We start from the raw sequence: 18,379 nt of genomic DNA, 5'->3' as shown, positions 1-18,379 counted from the left end.
TCGCTCGCGCTGCCAGCTCCATTATTTGATGCTTACTTCTGAGACACCACACTAGTGTCTAGTTGCAGAAGTCTTGCTGCATTCGATCCGCCTGGCATCCCCGGGCGCAGCGTTGCAAATCCTCGCGATACCTCGGGTATCCCTGCGGTTTGCGCCTTGCGCCCGGGGCTCCAGGCAGATCTCGGTGCTAACGCAGACTTCTGCAACTAGACACTAGGCATCCCATTGCGCACACAACCCCCTGATGTTCACTAGCAAACCACGCACGGCACTCAGCGCGGCTCTTGCTGGGTAGTGCAGTGAATGCCCCCGCCACCTGCGGCGATGGCGTCGATGTCGAGCTGCACCACCTCGCGCTTGGGGAACAGCTCGCGCAGCAGCGCACGGGCATTGGCGTCGGCACGCGCATCGCCGAATTGCGGCGCGATGACGGCGCCGTTGCACACATAGAAGTTGATGTAGCCCGCAGCGAACTCGTCCGACTCGAAGCGTTTGCGCACCGTCTCGGGCGCCTTGAGCACCTCCACGCGCAGCCGCTGCCCACGCGCGTCGGTGGCTTTGCGCAGGATCTCCAGGTGTTTGCGGGTCACGGCGCTGTCGTACGAATCCGGGTCTTCGTCCAGCCCCGCCACCACCACGCCGGGCGCGGCGAAGCGAGCGTAGAAGTCGGTGTGCCCGTCGGTGATGTCGCGGCCCGCAATGCCTGGCAGCCAGATGATCTTGCGCAGGCCCAGCAAGCGCGACAACTCGGCCTCGCAGGCGGCCTTGCTGACGCCGGGGTTGCGGTTGGCGTTGAGCACGCAGCTCTCGGTGATGATGGCGGTGCCCGCGCCGTCCACCTCGATGCCGCCGCCCTCCAGCACGAGCCGGGTGCGCAGCCGCCGGGCCTCTGCCGCCTCGGTCACATAGGCAGCCACCTCGGCGTCGCGTTGATGGGCTTGCTTGCCGCCCCAGCCGTTGAAGTTGAAGTCGATGCCACCCCACTCGCCCGCAGGGTTGCGCACGAACACCGGGCCGGTGTCGCGCATCCAGAGGTCGTCCACCGGCTGCACCTCCAGTTGCACGCGGTTGCCACACAGGCGGGCGGCCAGGTCGTGCTCTTCCTCGCGCACCAGCATGTGCACGGGCTCGAAGGCGGCGATAGCGCGCGCGATGTCGGCCAGTTGTTCGCGCGCCGGGTTCAGCAGGCGCCGGCCCCACACCCTCTCGCTGGGGCCGAAAGACATCCAGGTGGCGCGGTGCGGATCGCCCTCATCCGGCATGTGCCAGGTATCAGGCGCCCCTGCCGGGGCGGCACCGGTAGCGGCGGCGGCGGGCACGGCCCAACCCAGGGGCGCCAGGCTCAGGCCGCCCAACAGGTGGCGGCGGGTTTTGGAAAAACGCATGGTGGTCGATCTCTGAAAAAAAGGGGCGGTCTCAGGCCGGTTCCTGCTGGGTAGTGCAGTGGATGCCGCCCCCGCCTGCGGCGATGGCGTCGATGTTCAACGGCACGATCTGGTGGTGCGGCAACTCGGCCGCCAAGGCATTGCGGGCCGCCAAGTCGGCCACAGTATCGCCAAATTCCGGCAAAAACAGGGCTTTGTCCGTGAGCAGAAAGTTCACGTACCCCGCCGCGAAATCCTTGCCGGCATAGGCTGGGCGCACCTGGCTGGGCGTCTCCAGCGTGATGATCCGCAAAGGGCGCCCGCGTGCGTCGGTCGCCGTGCGCAGCAGCTCCAGATGGCGGCGGGTCACGGCATGGTCGAAGGATTGGCTGTCGTTTTCCAGCGCGGCCACAACCACGCCCGGCTTGATGAACCGCGCATAGAAATCGGTGTGGCCGTCGGTGATGTCGCGGCCCGCGATGCCCGGCAGCCAAATGATCTTTTGCAGGCCCAGCAGGCGCTTGAGCTCCTCTTCTGCCGCTGCCTTGCTGACGCCGGGGTTGCGGTTTTCGTTGAGCACGCAGCTCTCGGTGATGATGGCAGTGCCCTGCCCGTCCACCTCGATGCCGCCGCCCTCCAGCACCAGGCGGCTGCGCAGCAGGGGCACGCCCGCCAGTTCGGCCATACGGGCGGCCACCGTGGCATCGCGTGCATGTGGCTGCTTGTTGCCCCAGCCGTTGAAGTTAAAGCCCGCGGCAGCCCGCTCGTTGCGCGCATTGCGCACAAAAACGCAGCCGGTATCACGCACCCAGAGGTCATCCACGGCGTGTTCGATCAGTTGCACGTTGGAGCCACACAGCTGACGGGCCGTGGCGAGGTCTTGTGGGTTCACCAACATCTTGACCGGCGTATAGACGCTGATGGCATTGGCAATGCGCGCCAGCGCCTGGTGCACTGGCTGGCGCAGCTCTGCCGCCCAGACGGATTCGCGGGCCACAAAAGCCATCCAGATAGCACGCTGGGCGCCGCCTTCGTCCGGCATCTGCCAGGAACTGTCGGGCGAGGACACCGGAGCCGGTGTGGGCTGGGCGGCCGGAGCGGCCGCAGGATCGCCGTCGCCGCCACCTCCACCACAGGCGCTCACAAGTCCGGAGAAAAGTCCGAGGCCACCCAGGCCCAGGAGAGTACGTCGCGTTGTCATAAAAACAAGGGTTAACACTAGGAAAACCCTGATTCTCCAGAACACCAATCATCTGCACAACTGATGTTTTTATGTGAAATTAATCAATTTAACTCATGTATTTTCAGCCGCCTGGGCCCACTGCAGCAGGCTGTCGAACACCTCGCGCACCAGCGGCATGCGCGGCGCGCCTTCGGTGCACGAGATCCAGACGGTGCCCAGGGGCACGCCCGGACAGGCCGCAAGACGCTGCAGCCGCCCCGTGCACAAGGCCTCATCGGCCAGCAGCCGCGACACCAGCGCCACGCCCCGGCCGCGCAGCGCCGCGTCGAGCAGGAGGCGCGGGTCGTCGTAGATAGCGGTCTTGCGCAGGTGGCCGAAATGCGCGTGGATAAAGGGGCCGATCTGGTCGCTGGTGAGGTCGTCCTCCAGGCACAGCAGGCCGGTGTGGGAACTCTCGGCCAGCTCGGCAGAGACCACGGCGATCAGCTCATCCGTCAGCAGCGGCACGTCCAGCACGCCAGGCTGCCTGAGCGGCTCGCGGGTGATGGCGATGTCCACGTCCAGCTCATCGATGAACCGGGCGCTTTCATCAATGGAGATGATGGGGCACAGCGTGGGGTGTGCGAGCAGCAGGCGGTCCATGCGCGGCTGCAGCCAGCCGCTGGCAATGGGCGCGGGGCAGACCAGCGTGACCAGGCCCTCATCCATGTAGGTGTCGATGCGGCGCAGCCCGTTGCGAATCTGCTCGAGCGACTTGCCCACGCTGTCCTGCAACAGGCTGCCCGCCACGGTCAGCTCCACGCCGCGCCCCTTGCGCCGGAACAAGGGCTGGCCAACCTGCTGCTCCAACTGCGCAATCTGGTGGCTGACGGCGGACTGCGAAACGCACAGCTCCTCTGCCGCACGCGAATAGCTGCCCAGCCGAGCCGCCGCCTCAAAACCAATCAAAAACTTGAAAGAAGGCAGCTTGGTGTTGGGCATGTGCATTGCGTCCACTGGGTAAAACCACGGAAACCCGCATTTTTAACGAACGGCGCATTGGTTCCGGAGTTGATAAAGTTCTTCGCATTCCAACGAATGCCAGGCTATGAATCAGAAAGACAACTGCTACGACCACCCCCGTTATTACGAAATCGCTTTTGCCTTTCGCGATATTCAGAAAGAAGTGGACGTCATCGGGCAAACCGTCCAGCGCTTTGCCCCCGGCCAGGCGTCACCCCGCATCTTGCAACTGGCATGCGGCCCATCCCAGCACATGGTCGAACTGGCACGCCGCGGATGGCAGTTCGAGGGCCTGGACATCAGCCAAGCGATGCTCGACTACTCACAAGCCCGCGCCGTTTCGGCAGGTATCGACGCAAGGTTTCACCGGCAGTCCATGGTCGATTTCCGGCTGCCCCAGCCGGTGGACTATGTGTTCATTGCATTGGGCGACCTGTATGTGCAGTCCACCGACGAGCTGAAGTCGCACCTGGCCTCTGTCGCCTCCGCCCTCCGTTCGGGCGGCTTGTTCCTGCTTGATTGGTGCATTCAGTTTGAACCGGCCAAGATGTTCAAACCTGAAGGGGATACGTGGACGATGGAAAAGGACGGGGTTTCCGTGGCCGCCCATGTGCGCATGAAGCCGTTCAACCACCCAGAGCAGTTGTTCGAAGAACAATTCGGCATCGACGTGACCGACGGGGACACCCGCCTTTCGCTGTCCAGCCATTCCATCAAACGCGCCGTCTATCCCCAAGAGTTTTTGGAACTGGTCAAAAACATGGGACAGTTGGAGTTCATCGGCTGGTGGAACCACTGGAACCTTGACGATCCGTTGACTCCAGCCAGTGAGAATATCTTTCGGCCGATCACCCTATTGAGAAAGCTGTAGCAGCCATCTGCGGCCTCCAGAGTTCGGTGTTGAACATTGACTTGGCTTCACGAGAACGATGCGTCTTCCCCTCTTGGGCATCCTCCTCCTTACTGCGGCCTTTCTGTTGACGGTCCCAGCAGCGTGGCCCTCTGAAAAGGCACCGCATACTGAAACAGAAGGACTCGACCTGATGCTACCGCACGGTGGTTGCCGTTTGACGATACTCCCCGATGGCTCAGGTTCCATCCACTACGGCGCCGCGCCCTGGCATGTCCGGGTGACCGCTCACACCTTCGACTTCGGGCCCTTGCTCCAGCATTTCCAAGCGAATGTGATGTTCGCAAAGTCGCTACCCGAGCGCCGCGAAGAGGCTGCCAGCGCCGTCTTTCCGGGGAGCAGCGAGGTGAAATTTGTCAGCAATGCCCCTCGCGTGCGCGCCCTGCTGCAACAAGGATGGGCATCGCGGCTCCCACCTTCATCTCCGGCGGCTTTTTTTGAGGACGAATCCGCGCACGAACGGGTCCGGCGGGCCTGCAATCTCGGCTGAAAAACCCGTTTCACCCGCAGGGCGCTGCCCTTGCCTTTCGGGCTATAGCGGCCCCATCCCATCCACCAGGGTGGAGAGCGGCAGCGCATGCAACTCGCGCAGCAATGCCGCCAGTTGCCCCCCCGCTGCATCCACCAGCGCCCGCCCCTTGTCGGCCGTGGCCCCAGCCGCATTGCCCACCGCCCCTGCGGGGTGGTAGTCCTGCATCTGCCAACCCAGCTTGGCGCTCTTGCCGTTGCCCAGAATGGCGTAGTGCTCCGAGCGGTCCTGTGAGGTGGAGCGGAAGTTCTGCGCATGCGCCATGTGCACCGTGGCCGGGGCAAGGTGCAGCATCATGGATGTCTCGATCTCGCCCGCATGGATACCAAAGCGGTGCTCCTCGGCGCTGAACTGGCTGGCCACCGCGTCGGGCAGGGGCAGGCTGAACCAGCTGGCGCTGTACACGATCAGCCCGCAGCGGGTGCGCAGCTCGCGCGCCACGATGTCCATCACGCTCACCTGGCCGCCGTGGCCGTTGAAGATCAGCAGCTTCTTGATGCCCGCGCGGGCCACACATTCGCCGATCTCGGTCCACAGGGTGATCACGGTAGCGGGCGAAAGGGTGAGCGTGCCCGGAAAGCGGATGTGCTCCGGGCTCAGGCCCACGTTCTGCGGTGGCAAAAAAAGCACGGGCAGGTCGGCAGGCAATTGCGGCAGCGCGGCGTCGATCACGCCCTGCAGCAGCGTGGCATCGACCGACAGCGGCAGGTGCGGGCCATGCTGCTCGATGGCGGCCACGGGCAACACGACCACCACCTCCTCGGCCTGGCCGGTGCTTTGTAGCGCCACGAAGTCGCGGGTGGACAAATCGGCCCAAAAACGCGAGGGCAAGGCGGGGCGGGTGGGTTGGGGCGCAGCGGCAGCGGTCATGGCGTGATGGTAGTCGCAGCGGCAGCACCCGCATACACGCCAAGGCGGCTACCGAAGCACCGTGGTGCCCAGCCAATACAGCAGGTGCCCCGCGCCCATCACCCATATCAGTGCGAATGCCAGCCCGCTGGCACGGGTGCCCAGGCCACAGCGACGCTGCCACGCGCGCACCGCCCAGGCCACCACCCAACCCACAGCGGCGCACACGGCCCACAACATCCACAGCAGCCCCACGCCCAGGCAGCCAAAGCTTTCGCAATACAGCGTGAAGCTGTAGTACGACAGCGCCACCAGCAGCGCGCAAAGGCCCAGCAAAAAAACATCCAGCACGCGGGACCACCAGACCAAGGCGCGCGAAGCGGGCGGCATAGAGGAGAAAGGGGGGGCAGGTTCTGAGGGCGCAGGCAGATTCATGATCAACAACACCACGACGGCACGGCAACAGGCCGCGCAGCCCAGCATATCGCCAGCCGTCCAGCCACGCGCCGCCGCCCATCCCGCTAACATCACCGCATGACCCACGACCTCTTCCGCCAAGATGCCTACCTGCGCGAATGCAGCGCCCACATCACAGCCACCACCGACGCTGGCATCGTGCTCGACCGCACCGTGTTCTACCCCCTGGGCGGTGGCCAGGCCGGTGACAGCGGCGTGCTGGTGCTGGCCGATGGCGCCGAGATCGCCATTGCAGATACCCGCAAAGGCAAAGACGCGGACGGAAACGCCACCAGCGACATCGTCCACATCCCCGCCCCTGGGCAGGAAGACCGCGTGGCGCAGCTCGTTGCCGGTGCGCCGGTTACCGCCCGCATCGACTGGGAGCGCCGCCACCGCATGATGCGCCTACACACCACCTCGCACCTGCTGTGCCACGTGGTGCCGCAGTTGGTCAACGGCTGCTCCATCACGCCCGACTACGCGCGGCTCGACTTTGCGATGACCGACCCGCTCGACAAAGAAGCCATCACCACCGCCATCGCGGCCCTGGTGGCCGCCGCGCACCCACTCACCGTGGCCTCGATCAGCGACGAGGAGCTGGACGCCAACCCCACCCTCGTCAAAAGCATGAGCGTGCAACCCCCACGCGGCACCGGGCGCATCCGCACCATCCGCATTGGCGGCGACGGCGACTCACCGCTGATCGACCTGCAGCCCTGCGGTGGCACACACGTGGCCAATACGTCGGAGATCGGCGCCATCGTGGTGACAAAGATTGAAAAGAAAAGCGCCACTACCCGCAGAGTGGTGCTGGGCTTCGCTTCATAAAAATATTAACAACCGTAAACTCCGCAACACCTCCGTTGCAATGGCTTACGCCGACTGACGCACAGCGGGGACAATAGCGGCTCGCGCGCGTGGTCTTTCTGCTTTTGTTGCACCAGGTCTCCTGGGACTGCGGCGCTCACTTTTTTGCCTGCCGCCATGCCGCCATCCCTGCGCTCCGTGTCTTTTTCCTCCTTGCGACAGCACCGCTGGTTCCGCCGCGCCGCCCTTGCGCTGGCGGCCTTGGTCGGGCTGTGGTTGCTGACCTGGCTGGCCCTGCCTCCACTGGCCAAAGGCCCGCTGGAGCGCATTGCCTCCGAGCAACTGGGGCGCAAAGTGACGGTGGGCGCCATCGACTTCCAGCCCTGGAGCCTGGAATTCGCGCTGCGCGACGTGACCGTGGCGGGTGCCGACGGCGCGCCCCCGCAACTGACCATTGGCCGCGTCTATGCCGATGGCGAGATGCAGTCGCTGCTGCGCCTGGCGCCTGTGGTGGACGCATTCACCATCGAGAACCCCGTGCTGCGCATCACGCACCAGGGGGACGGCCGCTATGACGTGGACGACATCATCGCCAAGGTCACCACGCCCCCCGAAGAACCCAAGCCCGACACCGGCCCCGCGCGCCTGGCGCTCTACAACCTGGCGCTGACGGGCGGCAGCATCGACTTCGTCGACAACGCCGTGAACGCCACCCACGAGGTGCGCGACCTGAACCTCAAGGTGCCTTTCATCAGCACCCTGCCGTCGCAGCGCGAGGTGAAGGTGGAACCCCACCTGGCGTTCGCGCTGGACGGCAGCCGCTTCGACTCGTCCGCTCAAGGCACCCCGTTCGCGCAGACCGGCCAGACCGACGCCCACCTGCGCCTCGATGGCCTGAACCTCGCGCCCTACCTGGCCTATCTGCCCGCCAACCTGCCCTTCAAGGTGCAGGGCGCCACGCTGGATGCGGACGTGAAGGTGGCCTTCGAGCAGCACCCGAAAATCGCCGTGAAGCTGACTGGCACCGTGCAGGCCAGCCAAGTCCGCGTCACAGACCGCCAGGGCGGCGACCTGCTGGCTTACGAGCGCCTGAAAATCGACATGGCCGACGTGCGCCCGCTGGAGCAGGTGGTGCACCTGCAGCATGTGGAGCTGACCAACCCGGTGGTGACCGCCACGCGCGATGCGGCGGGCCAGATCAACCTGGCCCAGTTGGCGGCACAGCCGCCAGCCAAGGACAAGGGCAAGACAACCGAAAAGGAAAAGGAAAAAGCCCAGCCTGCTGCAGACGCCGCTTCGTCACCTCCAGCCAGCGTGGCATCGGCCCCCACAGCGCCTGCATCTGCGGGAAAAAAGGCGCAAGCCAAGCCAGCAGCCAAGCCTTGGGCAGTGGAAGTCGCCACCGCCGCCGTGCGTGGCGGCACCCTGCGCTGGGCCGACCAAACCACACGCCCCGCCGCCGCCCTGCAGGCCACCGACTTCACGTTGGACGCTGCCGATCTGGTCCTGCCCTTTGCCAAGCCCTTTACCTTCAAAGGCGGGCTCAACCTGCAAGGCAGCACGCTCAGCTTCACCGGCGAGGCCACCGACCAGAAGGCCCAGGTCAACGCCACCGTGAAAGCGCTGGCCCTGCAACTGGCCGCGCCCTACCTGGCCCAGACGCTGGAGCCCACCGTGTCCGGCCAGCTCAACGGCGATGTGGGTGTGTTGTGGCAAGCCCCCTCACCCCAAGCCGGCCAGGCCGCACAGGCAGGAGCCACCGGCGTCACGCTCACGGCGGGCCCGCTGTCCCTGGAACAACTGGCCATGAAGCAGGGCAAGAACACGCTGGCCAGCCTGGGCAAGCTCGAAGTGGTGGGCGTGCAAGTGCCGCTGGACACCCGCACCGCCACGCTGGAGCGCCTGGCGCTCAGCCAGCCCCAGGTCGCGGTGGAGCGCAGCGCGGATGGGCGCTGGATGTTCGAGCGCTGGCTCAAGGATGCACCCACCTCCACCCCAACCGATGCGCCCGCTGCCGCCAGCACCCCGCCCTGGAAGCTGCGCATCGCCGATTTCTCGCTGCAGGGCGGCGCCGTCTCTTTGGCCGACAAGGCCCAGCCACGCGCCGTGGCGCTGGATGTGACCGCACTGGGCATCACCGCGCGCAACCTAGCCACCGACGGCAGCAAGCCAGAAGACCTTCAGCTCACGGCCCGCGTGGCAGCGCCAGGCAAGGGCAGCGGCAAAGCCACGCCCGGCAAGCTCGACTACCAAGGCACGCTGGCGCTGCAACCGCTGGCCACCCAGGGCAAGCTGGAGGCCACGCGCCTGCCCGTGCACGCACTGGACGGCTACCTCGCCAGCCAGCTCTCGGTGGAGCTGCTGCGCGCCGACGTGGGCTACCGCGGCCAGGTGGCCGTGGCGCAATCGGACAAAGGCATCAGCCTGCGCCTGACCGGCGATGCAGTGGTGGAAGACCTCCAAGCCAACAGCACGGCCGCCTTCACCCCCAAGACCGAGGCCCAGGTGGGCGAGGAACTGCTGGCCTGGAAGAGCCTGAACCTGCGCGGCCTGGCCGTGGCCACCGCGCCGGGCACCGCGCCGCGCGTGGAGGTCAAGGAAACCAGCCTGGTGGACTTCTTCGCCCGCGTCACGATCAACGAGTCCGGCCGCATCAACCTGGGCGACATCGCCAAGACGCCGGATGAAGTCCGCGCCGCCAATGCGGCCAGCGCCAACGCAGCCAAAGCCCCAGCGTCCGCCAGTGCCACGGGTAATACCCAGGCGGCAGCGGCGCCTGCAGCGCCCGCGTCCGCCGCCGTGGCCCAGGCCAACCCGCTGGCGCCCGTGGTGCAGTTCGGACCGGTGAGCCTGGTCAATGGCCGGGTAGCGTTCTCAGACTTCTTCATCAAGCCCAACTATTCGGCCGACCTGTCCGAGCTGACCGGCAAGCTGAGCGCGTTCTCGTCCGAAGCGCCCGGCGGCGAACCCGTGCTGGCCGACCTGGAACTGCGCGGCCGCGCCGAGGGCACGGCGTCGCTGGAAGTGATGGGCAAGCTCAACCCCCTGGCCCAGCCACTGGCGCTCGACATCACCGGCAAGGTGCGCGACCTGGAGCTGCCCCCGCTCACGCCATATGCCGTGAAATACGCAGGCCACGGCATCGAGCGCGGCAAACTCAGCGTGGACGTGAGCTACAAGGTGCTGCCCAGCGGCCAGCTCACGGCCAGCAACCGGCTGGTGCTCAACCAGTTGACCTTTGGCGAACCCGTGGAAGGCGCGCCCAACAGCCTGCCCGTGAAGCTGGCCGTGGCCCTGCTGGCCGACCGCCAGGGCGTGATCGACCTGGACCTGCCCATCAGCGGCTCGCTCAACGACCCGCAGTTCCGCATCGGCCCGGTGATCTTCAAAATCATCGTCAACCTGATCGGCAAGGCGCTGACCTCGCCCTTCAGCCTGCTGGCCAGCGCCCTGGGCGGCGGCGACGAAATGAGCCAGGTGCCCTTTGCCCCCGGCAGCGCCACGCTCAGCCCCGATGCGCAGAAAAACCTGGGCAAGGTGGTCAAGGCCCTGACGGACCGCCCGGCCCTCAAGCTCACCGTGACCGGCATGGCCAGCCTGCCGGACGAGCGCGAAGGCATGCGGCGCGAGCGCGTGCAGCAACTGGTGCTGGCCGAAAAGCGCCGCACCAACCCCGACGCCACCGCCCTCGTGTCCGCCGCCGAATACCCCACCTTGCTCAAAGAGGTGTACCGCCGCGCCGACATGCCCAAGCCACGCAACCTGGTGGGCTTAACCAAGGACCTCACGGTGCCAGAGATGGAAGCCCTGCTGCTCGCCCACCAGAGCCCCACCGAGGCCACGGCCACCGAACTGGCCACACAGCGCGGCCAGGCCATCCGCGCCTACCTGGTGTCGCAAAAGCTGCCTGTGGAACGGCTCTTCGTGGCCGCGCCCAAGGCAGGCAAGCAGGAAGACAAGTGGACGCCGCGCGCAGAACTGAGCCTGAGCGCGCAGTAGCCGCCATGAGCCCCCGAGTACCCTCTCGCGCTCGATGGATAGACAAAGACCAAGAACCATTCGGGCTGAGCCCGTCGAAGCCCTGCGCGGCGCTTCGACGGGCTCAGCGTGAACGGTTCCAGCGGTTTGCAGGCTGAAAAGGCCTTCACACAAGTCGCCGTCGGTGCCAGCCCCTTAAGGTATGCCACTTGCGCCGCACCGCACAATGATGCATTGACCGAAATGGGCAGCCCGGCACCGGAACCAACCGCGCCGCGCCTGCTCCCACACTGCAACATGCCCCACCGTCTGCTCCACCGCCTCGCGGTTACTCTCTTTTTGATAGCTGCTAGCGCTTTATGGACAAGCGCTAGTGCCCAATTTAGCTCCAAAACCAGCGGACAAGGCAGCAGCGTGGTCACCACGCCCTACGTGCGCGCCGAGCTGCTGGCCCATGCGCCCCAGGGTGTGGCGCCCGGCCAGCCGCTGTGGCTGGGCCTGCAAATCACCCACCAGCCCGAGTGGCACACCTACTGGAAGAACCCCGGCGACTCCGGCCTGCCCACCGACCTGGCCTGGACGCTGCCTGCGGGCCTGGATGCAGGCGAGATCGCCTGGCCCCTGCCCAAAAAGATTCCCATCGGCACGCTGGCCAACTATGGCTACGAAGGCACGGTGCTGCTGCCCGTGCCCGTCACCGTGGCCAGCACCTTTGCGCCCGGCCCGCTGGTCAAGGACGCCACCATCCAGTTGCGCGCCTCGTGGTTGGTGTGCCGCAAGGAGTGCATCCCCGAAGAAGGCGAGTTCACGTTACATCTGCCCATCCGGAGCACCACAGCGCTGAGCGGCGCCGCATTCGAGGCTGCGACCGTGGCACAGCCGAAGCCCGTGTTGGCAGGCACCAGCGGCATCGTGCCCGACAGCCAGGCGCAGATCGCCGACGGCAACACACTGCAGGTCAGCGTCCATGGCCTGCCGGTGGCGTTGCGCGGCAAAACCTTGGACCTGTACCCGGAAACTGCCGAGGTCATCGACAACGCCGCCGCCTGGCCCCAGTCCTGGAACGGCAGCGTCTGGACGGCCAAGATTCCGCTGTCGGCCCAACGCAGCGGCAGCCCCGGCATGATGCCGGTGGTGCTGGCGGAACCCGCCGCCCCAGGCCACGCCACCGGCGCCGACACACGCACCGGCTACCGCACCGAGCTGAAAGTGCTGGGCACCTGGCCGCCCGCGGCGTCGATGGCCACCGTGTCGCCCGCACTGGAAGCCGCGCTCAAGGCCAACGCGGCGCTGGCGGCTGGCGCGGCCGCCACGCCCACGGCTGGCGGCTCTGGCGCTTCAACGCTCACCCTCACGGCCGCGCTGCTGGGCGCCTTGCTCGGCGGGCTCATCCTCAATCTCATGCCCTGCGTGTTCCCGGTGCTGGCGATCAAGGTCGTGGGCTTCACCCAACACGCACACAACCGCCGCGCGCACCGCGTCAGCGGTCTGGCCTACACGGCCGGGGTGGTGCTGTCGTTCATCGCGCTGGGGGCGCTCATGCTGGGCCTGCGCGCTGCGGGCGAGGCCATAGGCTGGGGCTTTCAGTTGCAGTCGCCCGCTGTGGTGGCGGGGCTGGCGGCGTTGTTCACGCTGATCGCGCTCAACCTGGCAGGCCTGTTCGAGTTCGGGCATTTCCTGCCGTCATCGGTGGCCAGCCTGCAGGCGCGCCACCCGGTGGCTGACAGCTTCCTCACCGGCGTGCTGGCCGTGGCCGTGGCCTCGCCCTGCACCGCGCCGTTCATGGGCGCATCGCTGGGCCTCACAGCCACGCTGCCCGCGCCGCAGGCGCTGGCCGTGTTTGCTGCGCTGGGCCTGGGTCTGGCACTGCCCTACCTGGCCGCCAGCTTCATCCCCGCAGTGGCCCGCGCACTGCCCCGCCCCGGCGCGTGGATGGACACCTTCCGCAAGCTCATGGCGTTTCCCATGTTCGCCACCGTGGTATGGCTGGTGTGGGTGCTGGGCCAGCAAAGCGGCATCGACGGAGCGGGCGCGCTGCTGATCCTGCTGGTGGGCCTCTCGCTGGTGGTGTGGGCCCTGTCGCTGGCAGGCCGCGCCCGCCAGTGGATGGCCACCGTGTCCGTGGCCGTGATGGCACTACTGGTCTGGGCCTTTGCACCCCACATCACCCACGTGCCGACGGCACAAGCCGCCACGCAGGCATCCGCCGACGGCTGGCAGCCCTGGACGCCCGGCGCCGCCGAGCAGATCGTGGCCAGCGGCCGCCCCGTGTTCGTGGACTTCACCGCCGCCTGGTGCGTGACCTGCCAGTACAACAAAAAGACCACGCTGGCCCACGCCGACGTGATCGCCGACCTGCGGGCCAAGAACGTGGCCCTGCTGCGCGCCGACTGGACCCGCCGCGACCCCGCCATCACCGCAGCCCTGGCCGCGCTCGGCCGCAGCGGTGTGCCCGTGTATGTGTTCTACCGCCCCGGCAAGCCCCCGGTGATGTTGACCGAGGTGCTGAGCGTGGACGAAGTGCGCGCCACCATCGCCCAGCTATAAATCGGCCGCCACGGGCTTGGGAAATTCGAGCACGCGGCGAACGCGGCGCCAACATTCTTTTAGCGCCCCAAAGAGCTGCGTTGCACCGGTTCCGCCATCGGCCCCGAATGCCGAGCCTTTGGTGGCCTCGATGCCCTAGCGATCCATCACCACACGCCTGTCAGGCCGTGCCTGGACGCCACCCGAAAAGGCTATCCAGGTCACCACCAGTGCCAGCACCGCAAAGACGCTGGCGCTGGCAACCGCCACCGCAAAACCTTGTTGCTCGGCCAGCATGCCCGTCAGCAGCGGCGCCAATGCCAGGCCAAAACCCTGAGCGGCAGGGGTCAGAGCCACTGCACGCCCATGTGGATCCCAGCGGCCCAGAACAGCCATCTGCACCACCATCAAAAGGTTCCACAACAGCACGAACATGGCCAAGTTGAAAAGGTAGCCCACGCGACCGCTGCCGGGAAGCAACAAACCCAGCGGCACCAACACCGTGAGCAGCATGCCCAGCACCAACACCCAGCGGTCACCAAACCGCTTCACCCACCAGGGCGCGCTGGCCGAGCCAGCCAGGGCCACCAAATTTGACAGGGCAAGCCAGCCCCCCAGTTCCTCAGGGCTCAGTCCCACCTGAACGCCAGCGCGCTCGATGAAGACCCAATAGGCCCCGATCGCGCAAAAAAAGAACCACACCGATGCAATGAGTGCCCCGCTCGAAAACGACAGCCTGGCACTGCCTGCTGGCGCATGGCCGACGCCCTGGGGCAGGCGGGCGCCCAGCATCAGCACCATGGTCACGCAGGCCAGCGCCCCCATCGCGCCATACACCCCCCACAAGCCCACGGCCTTGGCCAGGGGGCCAAAGGCCAACAGTTCTGCGCTCGACAAAACCACCTGTGCGCTGACGGCCCATGCAAAAGCACGCTCGGGTTCGGTGGACCGCCCCAGCACAGCCACCGCCGCTGGCATGACCACCCCCGCCGCCACGCTGGCTGCAAGGCGTACGCCAAAAAATGTCGCAAAACCCATGGGCTGCGTACTCAGAAAATGCATGGCCGCCAAAGCAACCAATCCGGCCAGGATCAAAAGGCGTGCATCGCAGCGTCGCAGCAGCCACGGGCTGAACAGAGCCGTGACCGCAAGACCAAAGTTCTCGGCAGAGGCGATCTGCCCCAATTGCTCGGGCGCCAACCCGCGCATGTCGGCCAGCAGGCCGATCACGACGGGCAGACCCAGAAAAGATGCGGCGGCTGCGCAGATCGCCGCCACGGCGGCGATCTGCGCCGTGCGGTCTACGGGCGTGGGTACGGATGCATTCATGGAAGGGTTCCTTAAGCGAGAATTTCGTGGCTCAAACCAATGTCGTCTTTGTGGCGCCCCTTGGCGTACCCCAAACCCAGCAGCAGTGTGGCAAAAGGCAATAGCGCCATGGCCCACCCCAGCGGGTTCATGGCCCATGCAGTGGTGGCCGGGTCAACGCCCTCGGCAACCGCGCCTGTCAACAGGCCAAAGCGCGACATCAGCAGATACAGGCCAGCCGTCAACCCCACCATGGCCAGCAGCGGGGCCACCAGCGACTGGAACCGGTTGGCGTCCCCCGGCTCACGGCGAAACCACGCGATGACCGCAGCGCATACCAGGATCTCGATCAACAGGATGGCCACCACGGCCAAGCCGCTGAACCACAGGAACATGTTGAGCACAGGATCAAGTCCCGCGATGGCAAAACACAGGATGACGGCGGCGGTCACTACCGACGTCAACACGGAGGCCGCGACGGGAGCACCACCGGCGTTCACCCGGCTCAGCACCGGCGCCAAGGTGCCAATGCGGCCCAGGGCAAACAGATAACGGCTGGCCGAATTCTGAAACGCCAGCAAGCCCGCAAACAGACTGGACAGCAGCAGCACCTTCATCACGGTGGCGAGCCAGTCGCCGACATACTGCGCCGCCAACGAGAACAGCACATTGGCGGGATTGACCAGCGGCGCTCCGTCAACAGATGTCAGGGCAATCACCTTCTCCACCGCCACGCTGGCTCCCAGGCCTGTCACGACGGCAAGCGACGTCACGGCGAAGATCAGCGTGATCAACAACACAGCGCAGTAGATCGCCAACGACACGGTGCCCTTGGGATCCACCGATTCTTCTGAATAGATGGCCGTGGCCTCGAAGCCGATGAAGGACGCAAAGGCAAACGCCAGCGCGATCCCGGCGGCCCCCGCCAACCCGCCCGCCAGGATGTTGGATGGAAGAAAAGATGCACCCAGGTGAACACCCTCCGGCCCGCCATGGATGAAGATGGCTGCCGAGGTGAGCATCAGCGACAGCAGCTCCAAGCCCAGCAGCACCCCCAGCAACCTGGCGCCCACGTCCACGCTGCACAGCGACAGCCAGGTCACTGCAGCCCACGCCACAAATGCCCATCCCCACCATGGCAGGGCGCCCACCTGCTCTGCCATCAACCCACCAAAAAAACCAAACAGCGCGAGATGGATCGCCCAATAGGCCAACAGCGAAGTGAACGCCGAGCCCACACCCATGCGCAACCCCAGCCCGCGCCCGATGTAGGCAAAGAACGCGCCCGAGTTGGTGACCTGATGGCTCATCGCGGCATAACCTACGCTGAACAGCAGCAGCGTCAGCCCCGCCAGCAGATACGCCCCCGGCGCGGCCGCGCCATTGCCCAGCACGATGGCTGCGGGCAAAGCCCCGGTCATGCCCGCCAGCGGCGCAGCCGCGGCGATGACGAAGAACACGATGCTGGCCACGCCCAGCCGTCCCGCGTGCAGTGCCTGATCTGCCGCAGGCTTGAAAGAAGAGGAAGAAGGGTTGCCCATGCGAAGCTCCTGGTTCCAAACATTCAGAAGTTCTTGAGCACGCTGAGAACCAGGCGGTCATCGCCGATGCCGCCGAGCATGGCTTTGCGGGTGGTGCCTGAGAAAGCCACGCCTGCCGACAGGCCCTCGCCCAGCTCACGGGTCACGCCCACGCTGTAGTCGGTGAACTTGCCTGCCGTGCGGTTGCGCACACCCACCGTGGTCTGCAGCTTCCACTCCTCGTTGATGGAGTGCACATAGGACACGCTCAGGCGCTGGAACTTCTTCACGAAGCCGCTGAGGCCGTAGTTGTACATGACGGTCAACGGCCCCCTGATCGCACTGAAGTTGGCCTCGCGGCCATTGAGGCCTGCGTCGTTGCCGGGGTACAGGACCGCAATCACACCTACATCGTAGGACCACGCCTCGCTGATTTTTCCGCGATGGCCGCCGTAGAAATCCACCTCCAGATTGGCGCCGTTGAACTTCCCTGTCGAGTTCCAGTTGCCAATGTAAAACCCATTGTCGAAGCTGGTGTCGACCCCGCCCTGCAAGGCGGGATAGGCGGGCCGCCCCTTCGGATTGCCCAGGTCCACCCCTCTGAATTTGTACACCGACACAGCACCGATGTTGTAAGTGGTTTCGGCTTGCGCAAGAATGGGGACGACCAGGCATGCTGTGCATGCCAGTCCGAAAAAGGCGCGTTTCATGGTGGGCTATTCCTCGATGTGATGTTTGGCTGATACACGCCGTCGACCCAGTGGGCCAAGGGTGTTCGGATGCTAGGCAGGCATCTCGAATCGGCTTATCAAACCTGCGCACGATCAGGATCGGGTTTGCCCCAATCAGCACTTGCGCTGCTACGCTGAGCAGACAATGCCGCCTGCATCACGCGCTCTTTGCCCCCGTTGACCATGACCGACTTCGCAGCCACTTCTCTCTCAGTTGGCGACAGCCCTTGTTGGGCAAAGTCGATTCAGACGTTCGACATCGACACGCATGCCGCGGCACAAGGCAACTGGCAACTGCGCTACGAACAGCTCTCCAGCGGCAGCTTTCGCGGCGAGCTCACGCTGGTTCAGCTCGACGGCATGCGCCTTTTTGGCGAAAAGACCAACCTTGCGCTGCGCCAACGCGGGCACCTGGGCGAGCAGGTCTACGGCTTTGCCATGTCGGTCGAGTCGGCTGGCGACGTGTACTTTGATGGCCGCAAGGTGCACGCGGATGCAGTGCTCTGCGGCAGCGGCCAGGAGATCGACTTTGTCATCCCAGCGCAGCATCACCTGATTGCCGTGACAGTCGAACGCAAGCTGCTCCACCTGCTGTGGGAGCGCATGTACCAAAAGCCGCTGGCCGCCTGGCTGGAACGCCAGGTGGAGCTGCAACCCACACCCGAAAGCGCGGCGGCATTGCGGGCCAAGCACCTGCAGGTGCTGAGCCAGGCGCTGGCGCTGGCCCGGCGTTTCCCCAGCGCCCTCGCGCTGGGTCCGTTGCGCGACGACATCCTGATTGAGTGGATCGAGGCACTGCCACCCAGCGTGGACATTTCGGACCTCGACTCGCTGGCCCGGCGCAAGCGCCTGGTGGACAAGGCCTGCGAGTTCATGATGGCCGACCCCAACGAGCCGCCGTCCATTCTGGACATTTGCAGCCGTGTGGGCGCGAGCCGCCGCAAGCTCAACTACTGCTTCCAGGACGTGCTGGGCACCTCGCCCACACAGTACCTGCGCGCGCTGCGCCTGAACGGCGTGCGGCGCGGGCTGCGCCAGGCCGCACCCGGAATCACGGTGCAGGAAGTTGCCGCGCGCTGGGGCTTCTGGCACCTGGGCCAGTTCTCGCTGGACTACAAGAAGCACTTCTCCGAACTGCCCTCCGAAACACTCGCCCAAACTCGCCGCCAACAGCCATAGCGGGTAAACCCTTAAATCAGCTTTGCGCATTTCC

The 18,379-nt window shown here is 65.7% G+C and carries 14 protein-coding genes; 6 read left to right on the top strand and 8 right to left on the bottom strand.

All coding sequences use genetic code 11. From position 1 onward, the window contains the following. Window positions 1-272 precede the first annotated feature (272 nt). The 3 genes from Q0105_RS21505 to Q0105_RS21495 form a co-directional block, all read right to left on the bottom strand. A complete protein-coding gene (locus tag Q0105_RS21505) occupies window positions 273-1,385 on the bottom strand; it encodes an agmatine/peptidylarginine deiminase (protein WP_298214956.1) in 1,113 nt (370 codons plus the stop codon). 31 nt (window positions 1,386-1,416) lie between these two features. Then, complete coding sequence (locus Q0105_RS21500; protein ID WP_298214954.1) at window positions 1,417-2,565, bottom strand: agmatine/peptidylarginine deiminase; 1,149 nt, start codon at window positions 2,563-2,565, stop codon at window positions 1,417-1,419. 93 nt (window positions 2,566-2,658) lie between these two features. Then, window positions 2,659-3,528, bottom strand: a complete 870-nt coding sequence (locus Q0105_RS21495; RefSeq protein WP_298214952.1) for a LysR family transcriptional regulator — start codon at window positions 3,526-3,528, stop codon at window positions 2,659-2,661. Between the two features lie 106 nt (window positions 3,529-3,634). Between Q0105_RS21495 and Q0105_RS21490 the strand changes: the two genes are divergently transcribed. Next, window positions 3,635-4,420 carry a class I SAM-dependent methyltransferase gene (locus Q0105_RS21490; RefSeq protein WP_298214950.1) on the top strand — a complete coding sequence of 262 codons (786 nt, stop codon included), beginning with the start codon at window positions 3,635-3,637 and terminating at the stop codon, window positions 4,418-4,420. 58 nt (window positions 4,421-4,478) lie between these two features. Next, window positions 4,479-4,949 (top strand): hypothetical protein, encoded by a 471-nt coding sequence (locus tag Q0105_RS21485; protein WP_298214948.1) that lies wholly within the window; start codon window positions 4,479-4,481, stop codon window positions 4,947-4,949. A gap of 42 nt (window positions 4,950-4,991) precedes the next feature. Here the strand turns inward: Q0105_RS21485 and Q0105_RS21480 are convergent, their stop codons facing one another. Continuing rightward, window positions 4,992-5,858 (bottom strand): creatininase family protein, encoded by an 867-nt coding sequence (locus tag Q0105_RS21480; protein WP_298214946.1) that lies wholly within the window; start codon window positions 5,856-5,858, stop codon window positions 4,992-4,994. Between the two features lie 48 nt (window positions 5,859-5,906). Then, window positions 5,907-6,227, bottom strand: coding sequence for a hypothetical protein (locus Q0105_RS21475; protein ID WP_298214944.1), 321 nt, complete (start codon window positions 6,225-6,227; stop codon window positions 5,907-5,909). A gap of 144 nt (window positions 6,228-6,371) precedes the next feature. Between Q0105_RS21475 and Q0105_RS21470 the strand changes: the two genes are divergently transcribed. The 3 genes from Q0105_RS21470 (at window position 6,372) to Q0105_RS21460 (ending at window position 13,628) form a co-directional block, all read left to right on the top strand. Next, window positions 6,372-7,124, top strand: a complete 753-nt coding sequence (locus Q0105_RS21470) for an alanyl-tRNA editing protein (RefSeq protein ID WP_298214942.1) — start codon at window positions 6,372-6,374, stop codon at window positions 7,122-7,124. Between the two features lie 156 nt (window positions 7,125-7,280). Beyond that, window positions 7,281-11,102, top strand: coding sequence for a DUF748 domain-containing protein (locus Q0105_RS21465; protein WP_298214940.1), 3,822 nt, complete (start codon window positions 7,281-7,283; stop codon window positions 11,100-11,102). A gap of 276 nt (window positions 11,103-11,378) precedes the next feature. Then, window positions 11,379-13,628: a thioredoxin family protein gene (locus tag Q0105_RS21460; RefSeq protein ID WP_298214938.1), complete on the top strand. Its 2,250-nt coding sequence runs from the start codon at window positions 11,379-11,381 to the stop codon at window positions 13,626-13,628. A 135-nt stretch (window positions 13,629-13,763) separates the two neighbouring features. Here Q0105_RS21460 and Q0105_RS21455 read toward each other — a convergent pair whose 3' ends face one another. The 3 genes from Q0105_RS21455 to Q0105_RS21445 are packed head-to-tail and all read right to left on the bottom strand — an operon-like array spanning window position 13,764 to window position 17,145. Continuing rightward, window positions 13,764-14,936 (bottom strand): MFS transporter, encoded by a 1,173-nt coding sequence (locus tag Q0105_RS21455; RefSeq protein WP_298214936.1) that lies wholly within the window; start codon window positions 14,934-14,936, stop codon window positions 13,764-13,766. A gap of 11 nt (window positions 14,937-14,947) precedes the next feature. Further along, complete coding sequence (locus Q0105_RS21450) at window positions 14,948-16,456, bottom strand: APC family permease (RefSeq protein ID WP_298214934.1); 1,509 nt, start codon at window positions 16,454-16,456, stop codon at window positions 14,948-14,950. Window positions 16,457-16,479: 23 nt separating this feature from the next. After that, window positions 16,480-17,145, bottom strand: coding sequence for a TorF family putative porin (locus Q0105_RS21445; RefSeq protein WP_298214932.1), 666 nt, complete (start codon window positions 17,143-17,145; stop codon window positions 16,480-16,482). 204 nt (window positions 17,146-17,349) lie between these two features. Here Q0105_RS21445 and Q0105_RS21440 point away from each other — a divergent pair, with 204 nt between their 5' ends. Continuing rightward, entirely contained in the window at window positions 17,350-18,345 is a 996-nt protein-coding gene (locus Q0105_RS21440) for a helix-turn-helix domain-containing protein (RefSeq protein ID WP_298214930.1), read from the top strand. Window positions 18,346-18,379: the final 34 nt, after the last annotated feature.

It is taken from the genome of Acidovorax sp. (assembly GCF_027492855.1).
In the GTDB taxonomy this organism is placed as follows: Bacteria; Pseudomonadota; Gammaproteobacteria; order Burkholderiales; family Burkholderiaceae_C; genus Acidovorax.
Note: the sequence above shows the minus strand (reverse complement) of the source record. Positions and strands in the feature narration are given on the sequence as shown.